Below are 18634 nucleotides of genomic sequence, written 5' to 3' on the forward strand. Positions count from 1 at the left end.
CACGACAGTAGCACGCACCCTGGCGGCGCTGTCAACCGGGCCGGCGAGCGGAGGGGCTCAGAGCGCGCCGGGCTCCGTCACCGGCAGCCGGCAGACGAAGTCCCGGCAGAGGTAGGCCGTCGGCAGGCCGTCGCGGACGGCGCGCTCGGCGAACAGCTCGAAGCCGGCCGCGGAGAATGCGCGCACCTGGCTCTCGGTCGCCACGGCGACCAGGGAAGCGGGATGCGTCCGTGAGGCCGCGACGAGCCGGCGCGGGTCGCGCGGGTCGCCCGGAGCGCCCGCCTCTCCGTCCGGCCGCACGACCACCAGCTGCACCGCATCCCGCGCGAGCCGCGACATCAGGGCGAGGGAGGCGCCGAACGCGTTCGGCGCGCCCGTCGCCTGGCCCGCGACCAGGCGCATCCCCTCGCGGGCCGCGCGTTCGTAGCGCCGGTCGCCGGTCATCAGGAACAGCGTGTGCGCCGCGCCGGCCATCGCGCTGAGCCCCGACGGGTACGCCCCCTCGGAGGGATCGACGCGCACCGCGAGCCCTGTCGCCTCCAGCACCGGGTCGCCGCCGCCCGGCGTCTCGAACGGGCAGTCGCCGCCCAGCACCGCTCCCGCCGCATCCAGGCACAGGTCGACCAGGTCGCGGGCGGCGGAGGCGAACCCGGCGTCGCCGCCCGCGAGCGACAGCTCCAGCAGGCCGGCGGCCAGCCCGCCGTAGTCCTCCAGCGTCGCACCGGCGTCGGAGACGCGCTCGCCGAGCGACGCGCGCAGCAGGGTGCCGTCCTCCCTCCTGTGCCTCTCGAGGAGCGTTCGCGCCACCTCGCCGGCCGCGACGATCCACGCCGGGCGGTCCAGGATGCGCGCCGCGCGCGCCAGCGCACCGATCGCGAAGCCGTTCCAACCGGTCAGCACCTTCGCGTCCACCGGCGGCGGCTCCAGCCGGGCGCGCTCGGCGGGCGGCCGGCGGTAGTACTCGCCCTCCACCCGCGCGCCGTCGATGACGCTCTCCGAGTCCTGGGCGGACGCGAACCCGCCGCCGGGCCGGCGCAGGACGGCGAGGTGGAAGGCGGCCACCGCGTCCGCGGTCGTCTCCGCCCACGCCTCCCCGGTCTGCTGCCAGGCGGTCGCGTAGGTGTCGAGCAGCAGCGCGTTGTCGTACAGCATCCGCTCGTAGTGCGGCTCGCTCCAGTCCCGCCGGGTCGCGTAGCGGAAGAAGCCGCCGTCGAGCTCGTCGCGCAGGGCCGACGCGGCCATCCTCCGCAGTGTGCGCAGCCCGAGGTCGCGGCCGGACGGCTGCTCCAGCAGGAAGCCGAGCACGGGTGCCACGGGGAACTTCGGCGCGGTGCCGAACCCGCCGTAGAGCGGATCCTCCACCGAGGCAAGGAGCGCCACCGCCGCATCCAGCTCGCGGTCGCCGGGGAGGTCGGCGACGCTCGTCGCCTCGGCGGCGGCCGCGCCGAGCGCCGCGACGACCTTGCCCGCGTCGGCCTCGACCTCGGTCCTGCGCTCCTGCCACGCGTCCCAGACCGCGTCGAGCACCTGGCCGAACGAGGCGCGGCCACCCACCGGCAGGGGCGGGAAGTAAGTCCCGGCGAAGAACGCGCGGCCGGTCGAGGTGGCGAAGACGGTCAGCGGCCAGCCCAGGTTGTCGGTGAAGGCGCTCGCGGCGGAGAGATAGGCGGCATCCACGTCGGGATGCTCCTCCCTGTCCACCTTGATCGCCACGAACCGTTCGTTGAGGCTCTGCGCCAGCACCGGATCGCTGAAGCTCTCGCGCGCCATCACGTGGCACCAGTGGCAGGTGGCGTAGCCGATCGAGATCAGCACGGGGACATCCCGCCGCCGCGCCTCGGCGAACGCCTCCGGGCCCCACGGGAACCAGTCCACCGGGTTCTCCGCGTGGGCGCGCAGGTACGGGCTGATCGCGTCCGCGAGCCGATTCGCCATGCGCACACCCTACGACCGTCCTGGTAGCGTTGTGGATATGGTTGCAAACGCAAATACCCCGCTTCTCACCCTGAACAACGGCACCACGATCCCCCAGCTGGGCTTCGGCGTCTTCAAGGTGGACCCGGCCGAGACCACGCGCATCGTCACCGACGCGCTCGAGGTCGGCTACCGCCACATCGACACCGCCGCCATCTACGGCAACGAGGAGGGCGTCGGCGCCGCGATCGCCTCCTCCGGCATCCCCCGCGACGAGCTCTTCGTGACCACCAAGCTGTGGAACGACCGGCAGACGGACGCGCCCGCCGCGTTCGACGAGTCGCTCGCCAAGCTGGGTCTCGACTACGTCGACCTGTACCTGATCCACTGGCCGACCCCGCAGAAGGACACCTTCGTCGAGGCCTGGAAGGCGCTGGAGACCATCTACGCCTCGGGCCGCGCGAAGGCGATCGGCGTCTCCAACTTCCTCGTCCCGCACCTGGAGAAACTGCTGGCGAACACGGACATCGTGCCGGCCGTCAACCAGATCGAGCTGCACCCGGCGCACCAGCAGCCGGAGGTCACCGCGTTCGCGCGCGAGCACGGCATCCACATCGAGGCCTGGGGCCCGCTCGGCCAGGGCAAGTACCCGCTGTTCGACGCCCCCGAGGTCGCAGGCCCCGCCGAGGCGCACGGCAAGACCCCGGCCCAGGTCGTCATCCGCTGGCACCTGCAGACCGGCAACATCGTGTTCCCGAAGTCCAACCGCCGGGAGCGGATGGCCGAGAACTTCGACGTCTTCGACTTCGAGCTGACCGCCGACGAGGTGGCCGCGATCTCGGCGATGGAGCGGGAGGGCCGCGTCAGCGCCCACCCCGACGAGGTCAACTGACCGCACCTCGCACCTCGCACCTCGGCTGCCGAAGGGCACGTCGTTGTCGCTTTCGCCCGCGAAAAGCGACAACGACGTGCGCTTCGTGCTGAGGGTACCGAACTTTCGAATTGTGTAATACGATTTGTGCGTGGATGGTGAGACGGTGAACGGGCGCCCGGTCAGCGACGCCGAGATCGAGCGATGGGCGGACGAGGCCGAGGCGGGTTATTCCGTCCCCCAGCTGCGCAAGCGCGGACGGAAGCCCGTCGGCACGACGGCCGGCGCTGTGGTGCCCGTGCGCATGGACAAGGAACTCTTGGATGCGCTGAGCGCCAGGGCCGCGCACGATCACGTCAGCCGGTCCGAGGCGATCCGTGCCGCCGTGAAGGCGTGGATCGACGCCGCTTGATCCGGGCGCACAGGTCGGCCCTGAAACACGACATCAGCGAAACCGACGGCATCTACGCGGCCGAGCACGCCGTCTTCTTTTCGGACCTCGACGATGAGAGCCCCGCGCGGGAATTCCGACTCGGTTTCGACGCAGCGGGCCGCCTGCTCGAACTCGTCGTCCTACGCTTCGACAGCGGCGAGGAGTTGCTCATCCACGCGATGAAGGCGCGACCGGCGTACTACGAGCTTCTCGACTGACCGTGCTTCGTGCTTCCGCGGCTAGGCTCGCGGGGTGAGGATTACGACGATCACCGGGAAGATCATCTACATCGTCGGCGTGTTCGGGCTCATCCTTGTGCTGAACGGGTTGTTCCTCTTTCCGTACCTGAACCCGACGATCGACGTGCTGATCGTGGCCGTGCTCAACGTGGCCTACGTGATCGTGGGCGTGCGCACCTTCCGCGGCGCCGGCGAGAACCGCGACGACCCGCGCGCCTGGTGGCGGGCAACCGCGCGCCCCGCGGCCGGCTTCTGGCTGGGCGGCATCCTCGCCTTCCTGGCGTTCATCGCCGGTGTCGGGGCGTTCTCCAGCAAGCCGGAGAACGCGTTCGTGCCCGCGGTCGCGTTCTTGGCGTACGCGCTGCTCGCCGTGTTCTACCTGCACTCCTCCTACCGCTTGCACAGCATGGACGTCGCCCCCTGATCCCAGCCCGCGCGAAGCCCGCGAGTACGAAGATTCTCTCCGTACTCGTCGGTTTCGGGCGCATTTTCTGCGTACTCGACGGTCAGGCGACCGGGGTCTCCGCCTCGTAGCGGGCGACCAGCTCGCGCTTGAGCACCTTGCCGCTCGGCCCGAGCGGCAGCGCCTCCAGGATCTCCACCCGGCGCGGGAACTTGTACGCCGCCACGTGCTCCTGAGCGAACGCCAGCAGGTCCTCCGCCTCGGCGCTCGTGCCCGGCATCAGCGTCACCGCGGCCATGATCTCCTGGCCGTGCGTCTCGTGCGCGACGCCGAACACCGCCACCATCGCGACGGCGGGATGCGTCGACAGCACCTCCTCCACCTCCCGCGGGTACACGTTGTAGCCGTTGCGCACGATCATGTCCTTCTTGCGGTCCACGATGGTGATGTAGTCGTCGTCGCTCTTGGTGCCGAGGTCGCCCGTGCGGAACCAGCCGTCCACGACCGCCTCGGCGTTCGCCTCCGGCAGGTTCAGGTACCCCTTCATGAGGTTGTGGCCGCGCACCACGATCTCGCCGAGCTCCCCGCGCGGCAGCAGCTCGATCCGGTCGTCCACCTCCGCGTCGGCGATCTCGACGTCCACGCCCCAGATCGGCGTGCCGACGGTCCCGACCCTGGTCGGCAGCCCGCGGTGATTGAAGGACGCGACGGGCGAGGTCTCGGTGAGCCCGTAGCCCTCGTGCACGTCGATGCCGTACACCTCCTTCATCCGCTCGATGACGGCGACAGGGATGGCCGCTCCGCCGCTCATCCCGTAGCGCAGCGGCGGCCGCTCCGGATTCGACTTCGCCGCCTCCAGCAGCGCGATGTACATCGTCGGGACGCCGGTCATGATCGTGCAGCCGTGCGCGTTCAGGAGCTGCAGGGCGGTCGCGCCGTCGAACTTCGGCACGAGCACGACGGCCGCGCCCGCCCGGAAGCCCATGTTCATCACGCACGTCTGGCCGAACGTGTGGAACAGCGGAAGGCAGCCGAGGATGCGGTCCTCCGGCTCCACGTCCAGCGCGCCGGCGAGGAGCACGTTCACCTGCTCGACGAGCGAGAAGTGGCAGCCCTCCGCACCCTTCGGCTTGCCGGTCGTCCCGCTCGTGTACAGAATCGTCGCGGTGTCGAACGGGTCGCGCGGCAGGTACGTGTCGATCGGCGTCGCGGCGGCCGCCTCCTGCTCCAGCCGGGGGAACGGCAGCTGGTCGGCCAGCTCGTCCGGCACCAGCACCGAGAGCGTGTCCACCCCGGCGAGCGCCGCCCCCTTCGCACCCTCGCCGAGCAGCGGGGCCGCGCAGATCAGCAGCGACGCCCCGGAGTCGCGCAGCACGTATACGATCTCCTCCGCCTTCAGCAGCGCGTGGATGGGGACGACCACCGCGCCGAGCGCGAGGACGCCGTAGTAGGCGCGCGGGAAGTCCGGCACGTTCGGGATCATCAGAGCCACCCGGTCCCCGGGCCCGACGCCGCGGTCGCGCAGCGCCCCCGCGTAGCGCCTGGTCTGCTCCCACAGCTCGCCGTACCGGATCTCCGCCCCGCCGAAGACGAGGGCGACGTTGTCGGGCAGCCGGTGCGCGGTCTCGGCCAGGATGCTGGCGACCGACATGGTGGCAAAGCCGTGGTTCATTTCGGGGGCTCCTTCGTCGTCGTTGACAGGACCCGTTCGGGTTGAGGGAAACCTACGTCACCGCCACCCGCGCCGCAACGCCCCCGTGCGGGCGGCCGCCCCGGCTGCACTCCCGCCCCCTCCGCCGGATAGACTGGAGGGCTCATGTCTGCCCCCGCCGCCCTCCCCCGCATCACGTTCCCGCCCGAGCTGCCGGTCAGCCAGCGGCGGGACGACATCGCGCGCGCGATCAGCGAGAACCAGGTCGTGATCGTCGCCGGCGAGACCGGGTCGGGCAAGACGACGCAGCTGCCGAAGATCTGCCTGGAGCTCGGGCGCACCTCGATCGGCCACACCCAGCCGCGGCGGATCGCCGCGCGCACGATCGCCGAGCGCATCGCCGAGGAGCTCGGCCAGTCCGTCGGCGAGCTGGTGGGCTACCAGGTCCGCTTCACCGACCGGGTGTCGCAGGCGACCAGGATCAAGCTGATGACCGACGGCATCCTGCTGAACGAGATCCACCGCGACCGGCTGCTGCGCAAATACGACACGATCATCATCGACGAGGCCCACGAGCGCAGCCTCAACATCGACTTCCTGCTCGGTTACCTCAGGGAGCTGCTGCCGAAGCGTCCCGACCTGAAGGTGATCATCACGTCGGCGACGATCGACCCGGAGAGCTTCGCCGCGCACTTCGCCGCCGCCGACGGCACTCCTGCGCCGATCGTCGAGGTGTCCGGCCGTACGTTCCCGGTCGAGATCCGCTACCGGCCGCTCGTCGCCGAGCAGCTGGAGGAGGACGAGGACGACCCGGATCCCGTCCCCGGCGCCGACCGCGACTACCTGCAGGGCATCAACGACGCCCTCGACGAGCTCGCCCGCGAGGCCGGTGGCGATGTGCTCGTCTTCCTCTCCGGCGAGACCGAGATCCGGGATGCGGCGGACGCGATCCGCGGCAGGAACCTGCCGGGCACCGAGGTGCTGCCGCTCTACGGCCGGCTCTCCGCCGCCGAGCAGCACCGCGTCTTCCAGCCCTCGGCGATGCCGGGCGTGCGGCGCCGGGTGGTGCTTGCGACGAACGTCGCCGAGACCAGCCTCACCGTCCCCGGCATCAAGTACGTGATCGACGCCGGGACCGCGCGCATCAGCCGCTACTCCACGCGGGCGAAGGTGCAGCGGCTGCCGATCGAGGCGGTGTCGCAGGCGAGCGCCAACCAGCGCTCTGGGCGCTCCGGCCGCACCAGCGACGGCATCGCCATCCGGTTGTACTCGCAGGAGGACTTCGAGAAGCGTCCCGAGTTCACCGAGCCGGAGATCCTGCGCACCAACCTCGCTGCGGTCATCCTGCAGATGATCTCGCTCGGCCTCGGCGACATCGCCGCGTTCCCGTTCCTCACCCCGCCGGACTCGCGGGGCATCAAGGACGGTCTCGACCTGCTCGCGGAGCTCGGCGCGGTGGTGAAGGGGAAGGACGGGTCCAACGCCCTCACCAAGGTCGGCCGCTCGCTCGCCCAGCTCCCGATCGACCCGCGGTTCGCCCGGATGGTCGTGGAGTCGAAGCGGCACAACACCTCCCGCGAGGTGATGGCCATCGTCGCCGGGCTCACCATCCAGGATGTTCGCGAGCGCCCGGTCGAGAAGCGCGGCAGCGCGGACGAGAAGCACGCGCGCTTCGCCGACCCGACCAGCGACTTCCTGACCCTGCTGAACCTCTGGAACTACCTGGAGGAGAAGAAGAAGGAGCTCTCCTCCTCCGCATTCCGCCGGCTGTGCAAGGCCGAGTACCTGAACTTCCTGCGGGTGCGCGAGTGGCAGGACGTCTACCGGCAGCTTCGCCAGCTGGCGAAGCCGCTCGGCCTCACGATCGGCGAGCCCTCGGTGAACCCGGACGGCATCCACCGCTCGCTGCTGGCCGGGCTGCTCTCGCACATCGGCATCAAGGACCTCACCGCCTCCGGCAACAAGGGCGGCGCGCGCGGCTCGCGGCAGTCGGAGTACCTCGGCGCGCGGCAGGCGCGGTTCGTGATCTTCCCCGGATCGACGCTCGCCAAGAAGCAGCCGAACACGATCATGTCCGCCGAGCTGGTGGAGACCTCCCGGCTGTTCGCGCGCACCAACGCCGCCATCGACCCGGCCTGGGCGGAGCCGATCGCCGGGGATCTCTGCAAGCGGCAGTACAGCGAGCCGCACTGGGAGAAGAACCAGGGCGCGGTCGTCGCGTACGAGCGGGTCACGCTGTACGGCGTCCCGATCATCTCTCGCCGCCGCGTGCAGTACGCGCGCATCGACGCTGAGCTCTCCCGGGAGCTGTTCATCCGGCATGCACTCGTCGACGGCGAGTGGGACTCGCACCAGGCGTTCGACCGCGCCAACCGGAAGCTGCGCGCCGAGCTGCGCGAGCTGGAGGAGCGCACCAGGCGACGCGACATCCTGAACGACGACGAGGCGGTCTTCGAGTTCTACGACCGCCGCATCCCGGCCGACGTCGTCTCCACCCGCACGTTCGAGGGATGGTGGAAGAAGGCCAGGAACGAGACGCCGGACCTGCTCACGATGACCCAGGAGGCGCTCCTCGACGAGGAGGCCGCCGACGTCGACGAGGAGGCGTTCCCTCCCGTGTGGCGGCAGGGCGACCAGCGGCTCACGCTGCGCTACCGCTTCGAGCCGGGCGCGGAGGACGACGGGGTGACCGTCCAGGTGCCGCTGCCCCTCCTCGCCGGCCTCCTGCCGGACGGCTTCGACTGGCAGGTCCCCGGGCTCCGGCACGAGCTCGTGACCGCGCTGATCAAGTCGCTGCCGAAGGCGATCCGCCGCCAGGTGGTCCCCGCCGCCGACTGGGCGCAGCGCCTGCTCGGCGAGCTCTCCGATGCCGCCGGGATGCGCGCACACGACGGCGCGAAGCCCGCGGCCTCCCTCGCCGACACGCTCGCCGCGACGATCTCGCGGCTCACCGGCTCCCGCGTCAGCGGAAGCGACTTCGACCTCGAGCGGCTGCCCGCGCACCTGCGCCCGACCTTCCAGGTGATCGGCGAACGCGGCCGCCCGCTCGCCTCCGGCAAGGACCTCGGCGCGCTGCAGGACCGGCTCCGGTCGCGCGCGCGGGACTCGGTGGCGCGCGTGGCGGAGGCGCGGACCCCGAACGCTCTGGAGCGCGCCGGGCTCACGACGTGGGACTTCGACGAGCTGCCACGGTTCCTCGACAGCACGCAGAAGGGCCCGAACGGCACCACGAACACCATCCGGGCGTATCCCGCGTTGGTGGACGACGGCCAGAGCGTGAGCATCCGGCTGATGTCGACGCCGGCCGACCAGGCCCGGGCGATCCCGGGAGGCGTACGCCGGCTGCTGCTGGCGAGCATCCCGTCGCCCGTCGCGTACGTGCAGCAGCACCTCACGTCGAACGAGAAGCTCACCCTCGCGGCCAGCCCGTACCCGAATACCAAGGCACTGTTCGACGACTGCCTGCTCGCGGTGATCGACTCGGTGCTGTACCGGATGAAGCCGGACGGCCAACTGTTCATGCGGGCCGAGTTCGAGGCGGTGCGCGACCGGGTCTCCGGCGTGGTGATGGACTCGATGTTCGAGACCGTCGCACTCGTCACCCGAATCCTGACCGCCGCCCGGGCCGCGGACAAGGCGATCTCGGGCACGACCGCCCTGGCCTACCTGCCCGCGCTGAACGACGCCAAGGGCCAGCTCGCGGGGCTGGTCTATCCTGGATTCGTCTCGGCGACCGGCCTGCCGCAGCTCGCGCAGCTCCCCCGCTACCTGAACGGGATCACCCAGCGCATGCAGGCGCTCCCGACGAACCCCGGACGCGACCGCGCCTGGCAGACGCAGGTGGAGACGGCGGTGGCGCTCTACACGGACGCCGGCGGCCGCATCCCGCCCGCGCCGCACGCGCCGGAGCACCTCGTGCACGCCCGCTGGATGCTGGAGGAGTTCCGCGTCTCCCTGTTCGCGCAGTCCCTCGGCACCGCCGAGACCGTCTCCCTCCAGCGCATCCGCAAGGTCCTCGGCTCCTGATTCGCCCGGCGAGCTGCCGAACACATGAAAAAGGTCGCCTTTCGGGTCGATTCGCGACATTTTTCCTGTGCTCGGCGGCCCGAAGCGAGGCTAGACGGGCAGGTGGAAGCCGCCGTTGGAGTGCAGGAGCTGGCCGTTGATCCAGCCGCCGCGGTCGGAGAGCAGGAACGAGACGAGGTCGGCGGTGTCCTCGGGGCGGCCGAGGCGGCCGAGCGCGGTCTCGGCGGCGAGCGCGTCGGCGAGCTCCGGCGTCATCCAGCCGGTGTCGATCGGGCCGGGGTTCAGCACGTTGGCGGTGATGCCGAGGGCCGCCAGCTCCACCGCGGCCGCGATCACGATGCGGTCGAGCGCGCCCTTGCTCGCGCCGTACGGCATGTTGTGCGCGGTGTGGTCGCTGGTCAGCGCAACGATCCGCCCCGACCCGCGCGGGCCATCGAACCGCTCGGCGAACGCCTTGATGAGGAGCCAGGTGCCGCGCGTGTTCACCGCGAAGTGCCGGTCGAAGGCCTCGACGCTGGTGTCGAGGATGCCGCTGTCCACCGAGTGCGCGTGGCTGGCGACCAGCGCGCGCACCGGGCCGAGCCCCGCGTGCACCCGGGCGATGGCCTCGGCGGGGGCCTGCGGATGCGCGACGTCGACCGCGACCGGCAGGGCCCGGGCGCCGAGCGCACGCAGGTCGTCCGCCAGCTCGTCGTGGACGCCGGTGCCCCACGGCATCCCGGCGTCGTAGTCGTCCCAGAAGCCGAAGGCGACGTCCCAGCCGTCCGCGGCGAGGCGCCGGCAGATGCCGTCCCCGATCGAGCCTGGACGACTGGCACCGGTGACGAAGACGACGGGTCGCATCCCGCGATGCTATCCGTTCCGGAGTTCTGCACGCGACACGCCGGGCGCGAGCGTGCAGAACTCCGGAAGCGATGGCGAGGGGCTACAGCACCTTCGAGAGGAAGCTGCGGGTGCGCTGGTGCTGCGGGTTGGCGAGCACCTCGCGCGGGTCGCCCGCCTCGACGACGACGCCGCCGTCCATGAAGACCAGCTCGTCCGCCACCTCGCGGGCGAAGCCCATCTCGTGCGTGACGACGACCATCGTCATGCCGGACGCCGCCAGCCCCTTCATCACGTCGAGCACTTCGCCGACGAGCTCCGGGTCGAGCGCCGAGGTGGGCTCGTCGAAGAGCATCAGCTTCGGGTCCATCGCCAGCGCTCGCGCGATGGCGACGCGCTGCTGCTGGCCGCCCGAGAGCTGCGACGGGTAGTGGTCGCCCTTGTCGGCGAGTCCGACCCTGGCGAGCAGCTCGTTCGCCCGCTCGATCGCGCGCGCCTTCGGCAGGCCCTTCACCCGGATCGGCGCCTCGATGATGTTCTCGAGCGCCGTCATGTGCGGGAACAGGTTGAAGCGCTGGAACACCATCCCGATCTCGCGGCGCTGGCGGTTCGCCTCCTTCGGCTTCAGCTCGTAGAGCTTGTCGCCGTGCTGCCGGTAGCCGACCACTTCTCCGTCGACGGAGAGGCGTCCCGCATCCACCCGCTCCAGGTGGTTGATGCAGCGCAGGAACGTGGACTTGCCGGAGCCGGAGGGGCCGATGATGCAGAGCACCTCGCCCGGCCTCACCGACAGGGAGATGGACTTGAGCACCTCGTTCGAGCCGAAGCTCTTCGAGACGCCCTCGGCCAGCACCATCGGGGTCACGGTCGTGTCGGTCATCCCTTGCCTCCCAGGTCGTTGCCGTCGGGAGCCCCGGCGGCGGGCAGCGCACCGGTGGCGAGCGCCGGCTCCTGCTTGTCGGGTCGCCGCGCGTTCACGCCGCGCGAGAACCGCTTCTCCAGGAAGTACTGCCCGATCATCAGGAGCGACGTGAACAGCAGATACCAGAGCGATGCAACGATCAGCAGCGGGATGGGCGTGTAGGTCACGGCCGAGATGTCGCGCGCGACGCCGTACAGGTCGGTGGTCAGCGGGATCGCCGCCACCAGCGACGTCGTCTTCAGCATCGAGATGACCTCGTTGCCGGTCGGCGGGATGATGACCCGCATCGCCTGCGGGATCACGATCCTGGTCATCGTCTGCCACCAGGACATGCCGAGCGCGGTCGCCGCCTCCTCCTGGCCGCTGTCGACCGAGAGCAGGCCGGCGCGCACGATCTCCGCCATGTACGCCGCCTCGTTGAGCGCGAGGCCGATGACCGCGATGATGAACGCGTTCTGCATGAAGCCCAGGTCGAGGTTCACGCCCAGGTTCGTCCATGGCACGCCGAGGAAGAGGTGCGGGTAGATCAGCGAGAACAGGCCCCAGAAGACCAGCTGCACGTAGACAGGCGTCCCGCGGAAGACCCAGAGGTACAGCCAGGCGATCGACTTCACCACCGGATTCGGCGAGAGCCGCATGACCGCGAGGATCAGGCCGAGGATGACGCCGATGATCATCGAGTAGACCGTCAGCTGGAGCGTCACGAGCGCGGCGGCGCTGATCCGCTTGTCGAACACGTACTTGCCCACGTACTGCCAGCCGTAGGCATCGCGCTGGGCGGCGTCCACGACGAACCACACCAGGAGCAGGATCAGCACGACGGCGAAGAAGATCCGCCAGGGGTGCCTGAGCTTGATCGCCTTGATCGGCTCGGACGGCGGGGCGCCGGCCGGCGACGGGACGGAACCCGTCGCCGGTCCGGCAGGGGTGCCCTGCGACATGGAACTCAGCCCTTCGAGGCGGCGTTGATCTCGGCGGTGGTCACGGCGCCGTCGGCGACGCCCCACTTGTCGAGGATCTTCTTGTAGGTGCCGTCGTCGATCAGCGCCTGGATGGCCTTCTGCAGCACCGGGGTGAGCTTCGAGTTCTTCGCGACCGGGATGCCGTACGGCGCCTCGTCGAAGGTCTTTCCTGCCTCCTGGAGCTTGCCGTTGGACTTGGAGATCGCGTACAGCGTCACCGGCGAGTCCGCGCTGAGCGCGTCGGCCTTGCCCAGGATGACGGCGTTGGTCGCGTCGTCCTGGTTGTCGTAGCGGAGCGCTTGGATCGGCTGCTTGCCTTCGTCCGTGCACTTCTTCGACTTGGCGGGGACCTCGTCGGTGTCCTCGTACGTCGTCGACTGCACGGCTACCTTCAGGCCGCAGGCGTTGTCGGGGTCGACGGTCTTGCCCTTGGCGGAGGCCCAGAGGATGCCGGCGTTGTAGTAGTTGACGAAGTCGACCTGCTGCTCGCGCTCGGTTGTGTCCGTGAACGAGGACATGCCGAAGTCGTCCTTGCCTCCGGTGACGCTCGGGATGATGTTGTCGAACTTCGCGATCGCGTAGTTCACCTTCAGCCCCAGCTTCGCGGCGATGGCGTTGGTGAAGTCGACCTCCCAGCCGACGGGCTGGCCGTTGTCGTCCTTGTACTCGTTCGGCGGGTACGTGTTGTCCATGCCGACGGTGAGGCTTCCGGCGGACTTGATCTTGTCGGGCAGCTGATTGGCGAGAGTGTCGTCCTTCTTCACACTGGACGCGGCGTTCGTCGTTGAACCGCCGGAGGGCGTGGAGTTGTCGACACAACCGGTCAGCGCGAGCGCGGCGACGGCGGCGAGAGCGACCGCAGGGGCCGCAATTCGGATGCGCATGATGGTAGTTATCCTTCTTCCTGGTGCAAGGTATGCAGGACGGGTAAGGGGAGAATACCCCAGGCTGCATGCATTGCATGCATACTAATTCGCGCGTGAAACGCCCCTTTTCCTGCACGTTTCGAGAACATTTCGTGTTTCATTGCGCGGATTCCGTCGTGGGCGACGCCGTGTGACGACCGAACCCGTCATCGCCCGCGTCCGGGTTAGGGTCGGGACGTGACCCAATCGCAACCCGGCCTCGCCAGCACCGCGCGTGTCGTCGTGACGCGCCCGGACGACCCGCTCGCCGCGCCCCTCGTCGAGGAGCTGTCGCGGGAGTACGACCAGCGCTACGGACTGAACGACGGCATCCCCTCCTCCGTCGAGCTGTCCCGCTACCCGGCTGAGCGTTTCACCGCCGAGCAGGGCGGCACGTTCCTGCTGCTGGTGGACGCCGACGGGCAGCCGGTCGCCGGCGGCGCGTTCATGCGCGAGGGCGACGGCGTCGTCGAGGTGAAGCGGGTGTGGACGCACTCCGGCTTCCGCCGCCAGGGCCTCGCCCGCCGCGTGATGACCGAGCTCGAGGCGGAGGCGGCCCGTCGGGGCGTGCACACCGTCGTCCTCACGACCGGCGCGCGTCAGCCCGAGGCCGTCGGCCTGTACCTCTCCCTCGGCTACACCCCGCTGTTCGACCTCGACGGCGACTGGGAAGAGGTCTCCTACCTCGGCTTCCGCAAGTCCCTCTGAGGGGCCGCCGAGCACAGGAAAAGTGTCGCGATCCCGGCCGGATCGCGACACTTTTCCTGTGCTCGGCCGCCTATGGGGCGAGGAGGGAGGCGGCGTGCCGGGTGAGGTCGGCGGCGGGGAGTGTGCGTGCGACGAGGTCGTCAAGGCCGCGGGCGAGCGGGGCGGTGCCCGCGCCGGTCGGCGTGACGCCCGTCACGGCGAGTGCGTCGGCGGCGTGCAGCGCCTCGACCGCGAGCACCTCGCCCGTGAGCGCAAGCGAACGCTGCAGAAGGCGCAGGGCCAGCGGGGAGAGCGAGGAATGGTCCTCGACCCCGGAGAGCGTCGTCGACGCGAGGGTCGCGGGCGCGGCCAGGTGCCGCACCTCGGCGGCGGCGTCCGCGGCCGCATAGAGGAGGAGTCCCGGGATGCGCGTGCGCCCGGCCGACCGCGCCGGCGCGAGCGCGGCCGAATGCGCGGCCGTGCGCCGCTCGGATGCCGCCGCAACGTGCGCGAGCGCCAGCCGCAGGTTCTCCAGCGCGAGCGCGAGCGGCAGCGCCTGGAAGTTGCCTCCCGAGACCATCCGGCCGCTCGCCGCGTCGACGACCGGGTTCTCCGCGCGCGCGGCGAGCTCCGTATCCACCTCGGCGCGCAGCCGCGCGACCGCCTCGCGGAGCGCGCCGTGCAGCTGCGGTGCGGAACGGAAGGCCAGCGGATCCTGCACCGACACCGTGCGATCGGCGTCGTGCAGGGCGCTGCCGTCGAGGGCGGCGCGCACCTCCGCTGCCGAGGCCATCTGGCCTGCTCCCCCGCGCGCTTCCGCGACGACGGCGGAGAAGGGGCTGAGATTGCCGGCCGGTCCGGATGCTCCCACCGCTTCGAGGGACAGCGCGACCGCACGATCCGCCGCCTCGCAGAGCCCCTCCGCCACTGTCACGGCCAGCGCTCCGACCCCGACGCTGTACGCATTGGAGCTGAGGGCGGCGAGCGCCTCGTGCGCCGCGAGCTCGATGGGCCGCAGCCCCGCCGCGACCAGGGCGCGCAGGGCCGGCTCGTCCGGAAGCACGCGCCCCTCCCCGGTGACCACCGCCGCCACCTCTGCGAGCATCGTCAGGTCGGCCGCGCCGACGCTGCCCCGCGATGGGATGCGCGGCGCCAGCCCCGCGTTCAGGATCCCGGCGTACGCCTCTGCGAGCTCGGGCCGCACCCCTGCGCCGCCGCGGGTGAAGCCCGCGAGCCGCGCGGCGACGACGGCACGCGCCTCCTCCGTCGGCAGCGGATCGCCGACGCCGCCGCGGTGGTTGGCGATCGTCCGGCGCTGGAAGGCGGCGAACTCGGCCGGGTCGACGGCCTCGTCCCTGCCCGCCCCGAGCCGCCTGTTGAGTCCGTAGACGGGCTCCCCCGCAGCGATGGCGCGCTCGACGACCGCGCGGGACGCGACCAGCACCTCCAGCGCGTCGGCCCCGAGCTCGACGCGCTCGCCGGCCGCGATCGCGACGATGTCGTCCACCGTCGGCGGCCGGTCGCCGAAGCGGACGACCATCAGAAGTCCAGCAGGTTCTGCCGCAGTCCGCCGTCGCCCAGCTCCTCGCGCAGCACCCCGCGCCGGCGGAGCGCCGGGACCAGCGGGTCGAGCGTCCGGTGCACGTTCGCGGGATGCACCTGCCCGGTGAACAGGAAGCCGTCGCCGCCCACGGCCTCGCCCAGCTCGGCGAGGTGGTCGGCCACCTCGTCGGCGGTGCCGACGATCGCCAGGCCGTCCTTCTTCGCCCTGGTCTGCAGGATCTCGCGCAGCGTCGAGCCCTCCGGGGCCGAGCGCACGAAGTTCTCCAGCGTGCCGCGATTGCTGTTCGTCGAGACCTCCGGGAGCGGCGCGTCCAGATCGAACGTCTTGAAGTCGACGCCCGAGAGGTAGGAGATGGACTGCAGCTGCTCGTCGATCGCGGCCTGCGTCAGCTCCGCCCGGGCGGCACGGACGCTCGCCGTCTCCTCGGCGTTGGCGGTGAGGATCGGCTGGACGACGAACAGCACCCGGATCGCGTCCGGGTCACGGCCGTGCTCGGCCGCCACCGAGCGGATGCCGTCCCGGTACTCGCGCATCCGCTCCGGGGTCGAGGCGAGGGCGAGCACCACGTCGGAGTTCTTGCCGGCGAAGTCTCGGCCGCGGCCGGAGGCGCCCGCCTGCACCATCACCGGCTCCTCCGCCGCCGGGGCGGTGTTCAGCGGCCCGCGCACGCGGAAGAACCGGCCCTCGTGGTCGATCGTGTGTACCTTGCGGAAGTCGGCGTAGACGCCGTTCGCGGCGTCCTCGACGATGGCGTCCGGCTCCCAGCTGCGCCAGAGCTTGCGGACGACCTCGACCCACTCGTCAGCCCGGTCGTAGCGCAGGTCGTGCTCGACCTGCTTGTCGAGACCGTAGTTCTGCGCCGCCAGATCGGAGCCGCTGGTCACCACATTGAAACCGAGCCGGCCGCCCGCGAAGTGCTGCAGCGTGCTCAACAGCCGGGCCGCGGAGAACGGCTCGTAGAAGCTCGCGCTCAGGGTCGGCACGACGCCGAGGCGGCTCGTGGCGCCGAGCAGGTACGGAACCAGGGGCAGCGGGTCGTGCTTGGGGACGAAGCGGGCGGCCGCGAGGTTCACCTCGGCCGTCCCGCCGTAAGTGTCGGGGACGGCGACGCCGTCCTCGATGATGAACAGGTCGAAGCCGGCGCCCTCGAACGCGCGCGCCGCGTCCTGATACACGGGAGGCTGCCGCCAGTCGTAGCCGATGCCGTACGTGGGATCGCCCCAGCCCTGGACGCCGAAGCCCGCGCCGAGGAACCAGCCGAAGTGCAGAAGTGCCATGGGTTGCGCCCGTCGCGCCTTTCGTCAGTCGGCGCCGACGCCCGCGGCGGTGAGCCACGCGTCGTCGAACGCCTTGGTGAGGTAGTTGATCCCGCCGTCCGGGGCGATGGCCGCGATCACGGAGTCCGGTGCCGCCTCCCTGGCCAGCCGCAGCGCTGTCGCCACCGCGAGCGCGGACGACGGCCCGAGCAGCAGCGCCTCCTCGGCGGCGAGCCGGCGGAGCGTCCGATAGACGACCCCGTCCTCGATCGTGTGCACCTCGTCCACGACTGCCGGATCGAAGGTGTCCGGCCAGAAGTCGCGCGGCCACGCCGTGCCGACGCCGTCGACGAGGATGCGGCCGGCCTGTCCTCCGCCGTAGGTCGAGCCGACCGGGTTGGCGCCGACGACGCGCACGCGGCCGTCGCTGACCTCCTTGAGGTACCGGCCGGTGCCGCTGACGGTCCCACCGGTGCCGATGGACGCCACGAAGTGGGTGATCCGACCGCCGGTCTGCCGCCACAGCTCCGGCCCGGTGCCGCGGTAGTGCGCCTCCGGGTTCGCGGCGTTCGCGAACTGGGCGGGCCGCCAGGCGCCCGGGGTCTCGGCCGCGATGCGGTCGGCGACGGCCCGCGGGTTCGCCGGGTCGTCCGGCCCCGCCTCCCAGTCGGCCTCGACCAGCCGTGCGCCGTAGGCGGCGAGCACCTTGCGCTTCTCGTCCGAGATGTCGGAGCTGTGCACGATCACGACGGGATGCCCGGTGAGCCTGCCGATCAGGGCCAGGCCGATCCCGGTGTTGCCGCTGGTCGCCTCGACGATCGTCGCCCCGGGTGCCAGCGCGCCGGCTGCCTCCGCCGTGCGGATCATGTTCAGCGCGATGCGGTCCTTCGACGAGCCGCCGGGGTTGCGGCCCTCGAGCTTCACGAGCACGCGCGACTCGAGACCCGCGGGCAGCGCGTGCAGCTCGACCACGGGTGTGTTGCCGATCAGCGCCGCGGCGGAATCGCAGACCTCGCCCAGGGGCAGATTCCCGGGGGCGTCGGCGGCGCGGAGGTGGAGCGTGGTCATGCAGGAACGATAGGCGCGCATCCTGGGATGCGCACCCGCTGTTGCCCCGTATTACAGGGCGGCCGCGCTCAGGCCCCGGTCGCGACCGGGCGGGACGGGTCGTTGGACCAGGCGGAGAACGAGCCGGGATACAGCGCGGGCACCGGGAGTCCCGCCGCTTCGAGCGCGAGCGCGGCGTGGGCGGCGGTGACACCGGACCCGCAGTAGACGCCGACCGCGGTGTCCGGGCCGACACCGAGCGCCGCGAAGTGCGCGGCCAGCTCCGGCGCCGCGAGCATCCGCCCGTCGGGCGCCAGCGTGGCGGAGGTCGGCGCGCTCACCGCCCCGGGGATGTGCCCGGCGCGCGGGTCGACCGGCTCCACCTCGCCGCGGAACCGCTCGCCGGCGCGGGCGTCCAGCAGCACCCCGCGCCCGGGCAGCGCGGCCGCCGCGTCGGCGTCGAGCGTCGGAAGCGCGCCGAACCGCAGCCGGATGTCGCCGGGCTCCGGACGCGCTCCCTGCGCCCCCAGCCGGCCGCCGGCCGCGACCCAGGCCTCGAGACCGCCGTCGAGGACGCGCACGTCGCTGACGCCCGCGTGCCGGAGGAGCCACCACAGCCGGGCGGCCGAGGTGCCGGAGACGGCGTCGTAGACGACGACGGCATCGCCGCTCCGGAGTCCCCAGCGCCGAGCCGCCGCCTGGAAGTCGGCCTCATCCGGAAGCGGATGCCGGCCGTCCGTCGGCTCGCCGTGGCCGGCGAGTTCGGTGTCCAGGTCGACGTATACGGCAGAGGGAATGTGGCCCTTCGCGAACTCCTCTGCCCCGGGAGGACCGCCGAGCTTCCAGCGGACGTCGAGCACCCGGGGCGGTGCGGTGGATGCGAGGAGGCCGGCGAGCTCGGCTGCGTCGATCAACGGGGTCACCGGACCATC

16 protein-coding genes are annotated in these 18634 nt (G+C 71.3%); 6 read left to right on the forward strand and 10 right to left on the reverse strand.

Features of this window, described 5'->3' with window-relative positions:
• Positions 1 to 57 precede the first annotated feature (57 nt).
• Positions 58 to 1935: a DUF255 domain-containing protein gene (locus AAME72_RS00770; RefSeq protein WP_348788356.1), complete on the reverse strand. Its 1878-nt coding sequence runs from the start codon at positions 1933 to 1935 to the stop codon at positions 58 to 60.
• A gap of 37 nt (positions 1936 to 1972) precedes the next feature.
• Between AAME72_RS00770 and AAME72_RS00775 the strand changes: the two genes are divergently transcribed.
• The 4 genes from AAME72_RS00775 (at position 1973) to AAME72_RS00790 (ending at position 3881) form a co-directional block, all read left to right on the forward strand.
• The gene (locus AAME72_RS00775) at positions 1973 to 2806 is read left to right on the forward strand and encodes an aldo/keto reductase (RefSeq protein ID WP_348788357.1); all 834 of its coding nucleotides are present in this window, start codon (positions 1973 to 1975) and stop codon (positions 2804 to 2806) included.
• Between the two features lie 130 nt (positions 2807 to 2936).
• Positions 2937 to 3197, forward strand: coding sequence for a ribbon-helix-helix domain-containing protein (locus tag AAME72_RS00780; RefSeq protein ID WP_348788358.1), 261 nt, complete (start codon positions 2937 to 2939; stop codon positions 3195 to 3197).
• Positions 3194 to 3436: a toxin gene (locus AAME72_RS00785; protein ID WP_348788359.1), complete on the forward strand. Its 243-nt coding sequence runs from the start codon at positions 3194 to 3196 to the stop codon at positions 3434 to 3436. The genes AAME72_RS00780 and AAME72_RS00785 overlap by 4 nt, the downstream gene beginning before the upstream one ends.
• A 34-nt stretch (positions 3437 to 3470) precedes the next feature.
• On the forward strand, positions 3471 to 3881 hold the full coding sequence (locus AAME72_RS00790) for a hypothetical protein (RefSeq protein ID WP_348788360.1): 411 nt from the start codon (positions 3471 to 3473) through the stop codon (positions 3879 to 3881).
• Between the two features lie 82 nt (positions 3882 to 3963).
• Here the strand turns inward: AAME72_RS00790 and AAME72_RS00795 are convergent, their stop codons facing one another.
• Positions 3964 to 5532 carry a long-chain fatty acid--CoA ligase gene (locus AAME72_RS00795; protein WP_348788361.1) on the reverse strand — a complete coding sequence of 523 codons (1569 nt, stop codon included), beginning with the start codon at positions 5530 to 5532 and terminating at the stop codon, positions 3964 to 3966.
• Between the two features lie 144 nt (positions 5533 to 5676).
• Here AAME72_RS00795 and hrpA point away from each other — a divergent pair, with 144 nt between their 5' ends.
• Positions 5677 to 9537, forward strand: coding sequence for an ATP-dependent RNA helicase HrpA (gene hrpA / locus AAME72_RS00800; RefSeq protein ID WP_348788362.1), 3861 nt, complete (start codon positions 5677 to 5679; stop codon positions 9535 to 9537).
• 90 nt (positions 9538 to 9627) lie between these two features.
• Here hrpA and AAME72_RS00805 read toward each other — a convergent pair whose 3' ends face one another.
• The 4 genes from AAME72_RS00805 to AAME72_RS00820 form a co-directional block, all read right to left on the reverse strand.
• Positions 9628 to 10380, reverse strand: a complete 753-nt coding sequence (locus AAME72_RS00805) for an SDR family oxidoreductase (RefSeq protein ID WP_348788363.1) — start codon at positions 10378 to 10380, stop codon at positions 9628 to 9630.
• A gap of 82 nt (positions 10381 to 10462) precedes the next feature.
• The gene (locus AAME72_RS00810; RefSeq protein ID WP_348788364.1) at positions 10463 to 11239 is read right to left on the reverse strand and encodes an amino acid ABC transporter ATP-binding protein; all 777 of its coding nucleotides are present in this window, start codon (positions 11237 to 11239) and stop codon (positions 10463 to 10465) included.
• Positions 11236 to 12222 carry an amino acid ABC transporter permease gene (locus AAME72_RS00815; RefSeq protein WP_348788365.1) on the reverse strand — a complete coding sequence of 329 codons (987 nt, stop codon included), beginning with the start codon at positions 12220 to 12222 and terminating at the stop codon, positions 11236 to 11238. Before AAME72_RS00815 ends, AAME72_RS00810 begins: the two co-directional genes overlap by 4 nt.
• A gap of 5 nt (positions 12223 to 12227) precedes the next feature.
• On the reverse strand, positions 12228 to 13127 hold the full coding sequence (locus AAME72_RS00820) for an ABC transporter substrate-binding protein (RefSeq protein WP_348788366.1): 900 nt from the start codon (positions 13125 to 13127) through the stop codon (positions 12228 to 12230).
• Between the two features lie 219 nt (positions 13128 to 13346).
• Here AAME72_RS00820 and AAME72_RS00825 point away from each other — a divergent pair, with 219 nt between their 5' ends.
• Positions 13347 to 13856, forward strand: a complete 510-nt coding sequence (locus AAME72_RS00825; RefSeq protein ID WP_348788367.1) for a GNAT family N-acetyltransferase — start codon at positions 13347 to 13349, stop codon at positions 13854 to 13856.
• 70 nt (positions 13857 to 13926) lie between these two features.
• On the opposite strand, the gene AAME72_RS00830 is transcribed toward AAME72_RS00825, so the two are convergent.
• The 4 genes from AAME72_RS00830 to AAME72_RS00845 form a co-directional block, all read right to left on the reverse strand.
• Positions 13927 to 15375: an aromatic amino acid lyase gene (locus AAME72_RS00830; RefSeq protein WP_348788368.1), complete on the reverse strand. Its 1449-nt coding sequence runs from the start codon at positions 15373 to 15375 to the stop codon at positions 13927 to 13929.
• Entirely contained in the window at positions 15375 to 16676 is a 1302-nt protein-coding gene (locus AAME72_RS00835; RefSeq protein ID WP_348788369.1) for an NtaA/DmoA family FMN-dependent monooxygenase, read from the reverse strand. The genes AAME72_RS00830 and AAME72_RS00835 overlap by 1 nt, the downstream gene beginning before the upstream one ends.
• 24 nt (positions 16677 to 16700) lie before the next feature.
• A complete protein-coding gene (locus AAME72_RS00840) occupies positions 16701 to 17723 on the reverse strand; it encodes a cysteine synthase family protein (RefSeq protein ID WP_348788370.1) in 1023 nt (340 codons plus the stop codon).
• Positions 17724 to 17791: 68 nt separating this feature from the next.
• A complete protein-coding gene (locus AAME72_RS00845) occupies positions 17792 to 18616 on the reverse strand; it encodes a sulfurtransferase (protein ID WP_348790189.1) in 825 nt (274 codons plus the stop codon).
• Positions 18617 to 18634: the final 18 nt, after the last annotated feature.

The sequence above is a fragment of the Leifsonia sp. NPDC080035 genome, assembly GCF_040050925.1.
Taxonomy (GTDB): Bacteria; Actinomycetota; Actinomycetes; order Actinomycetales; family Microbacteriaceae; genus Leifsonia.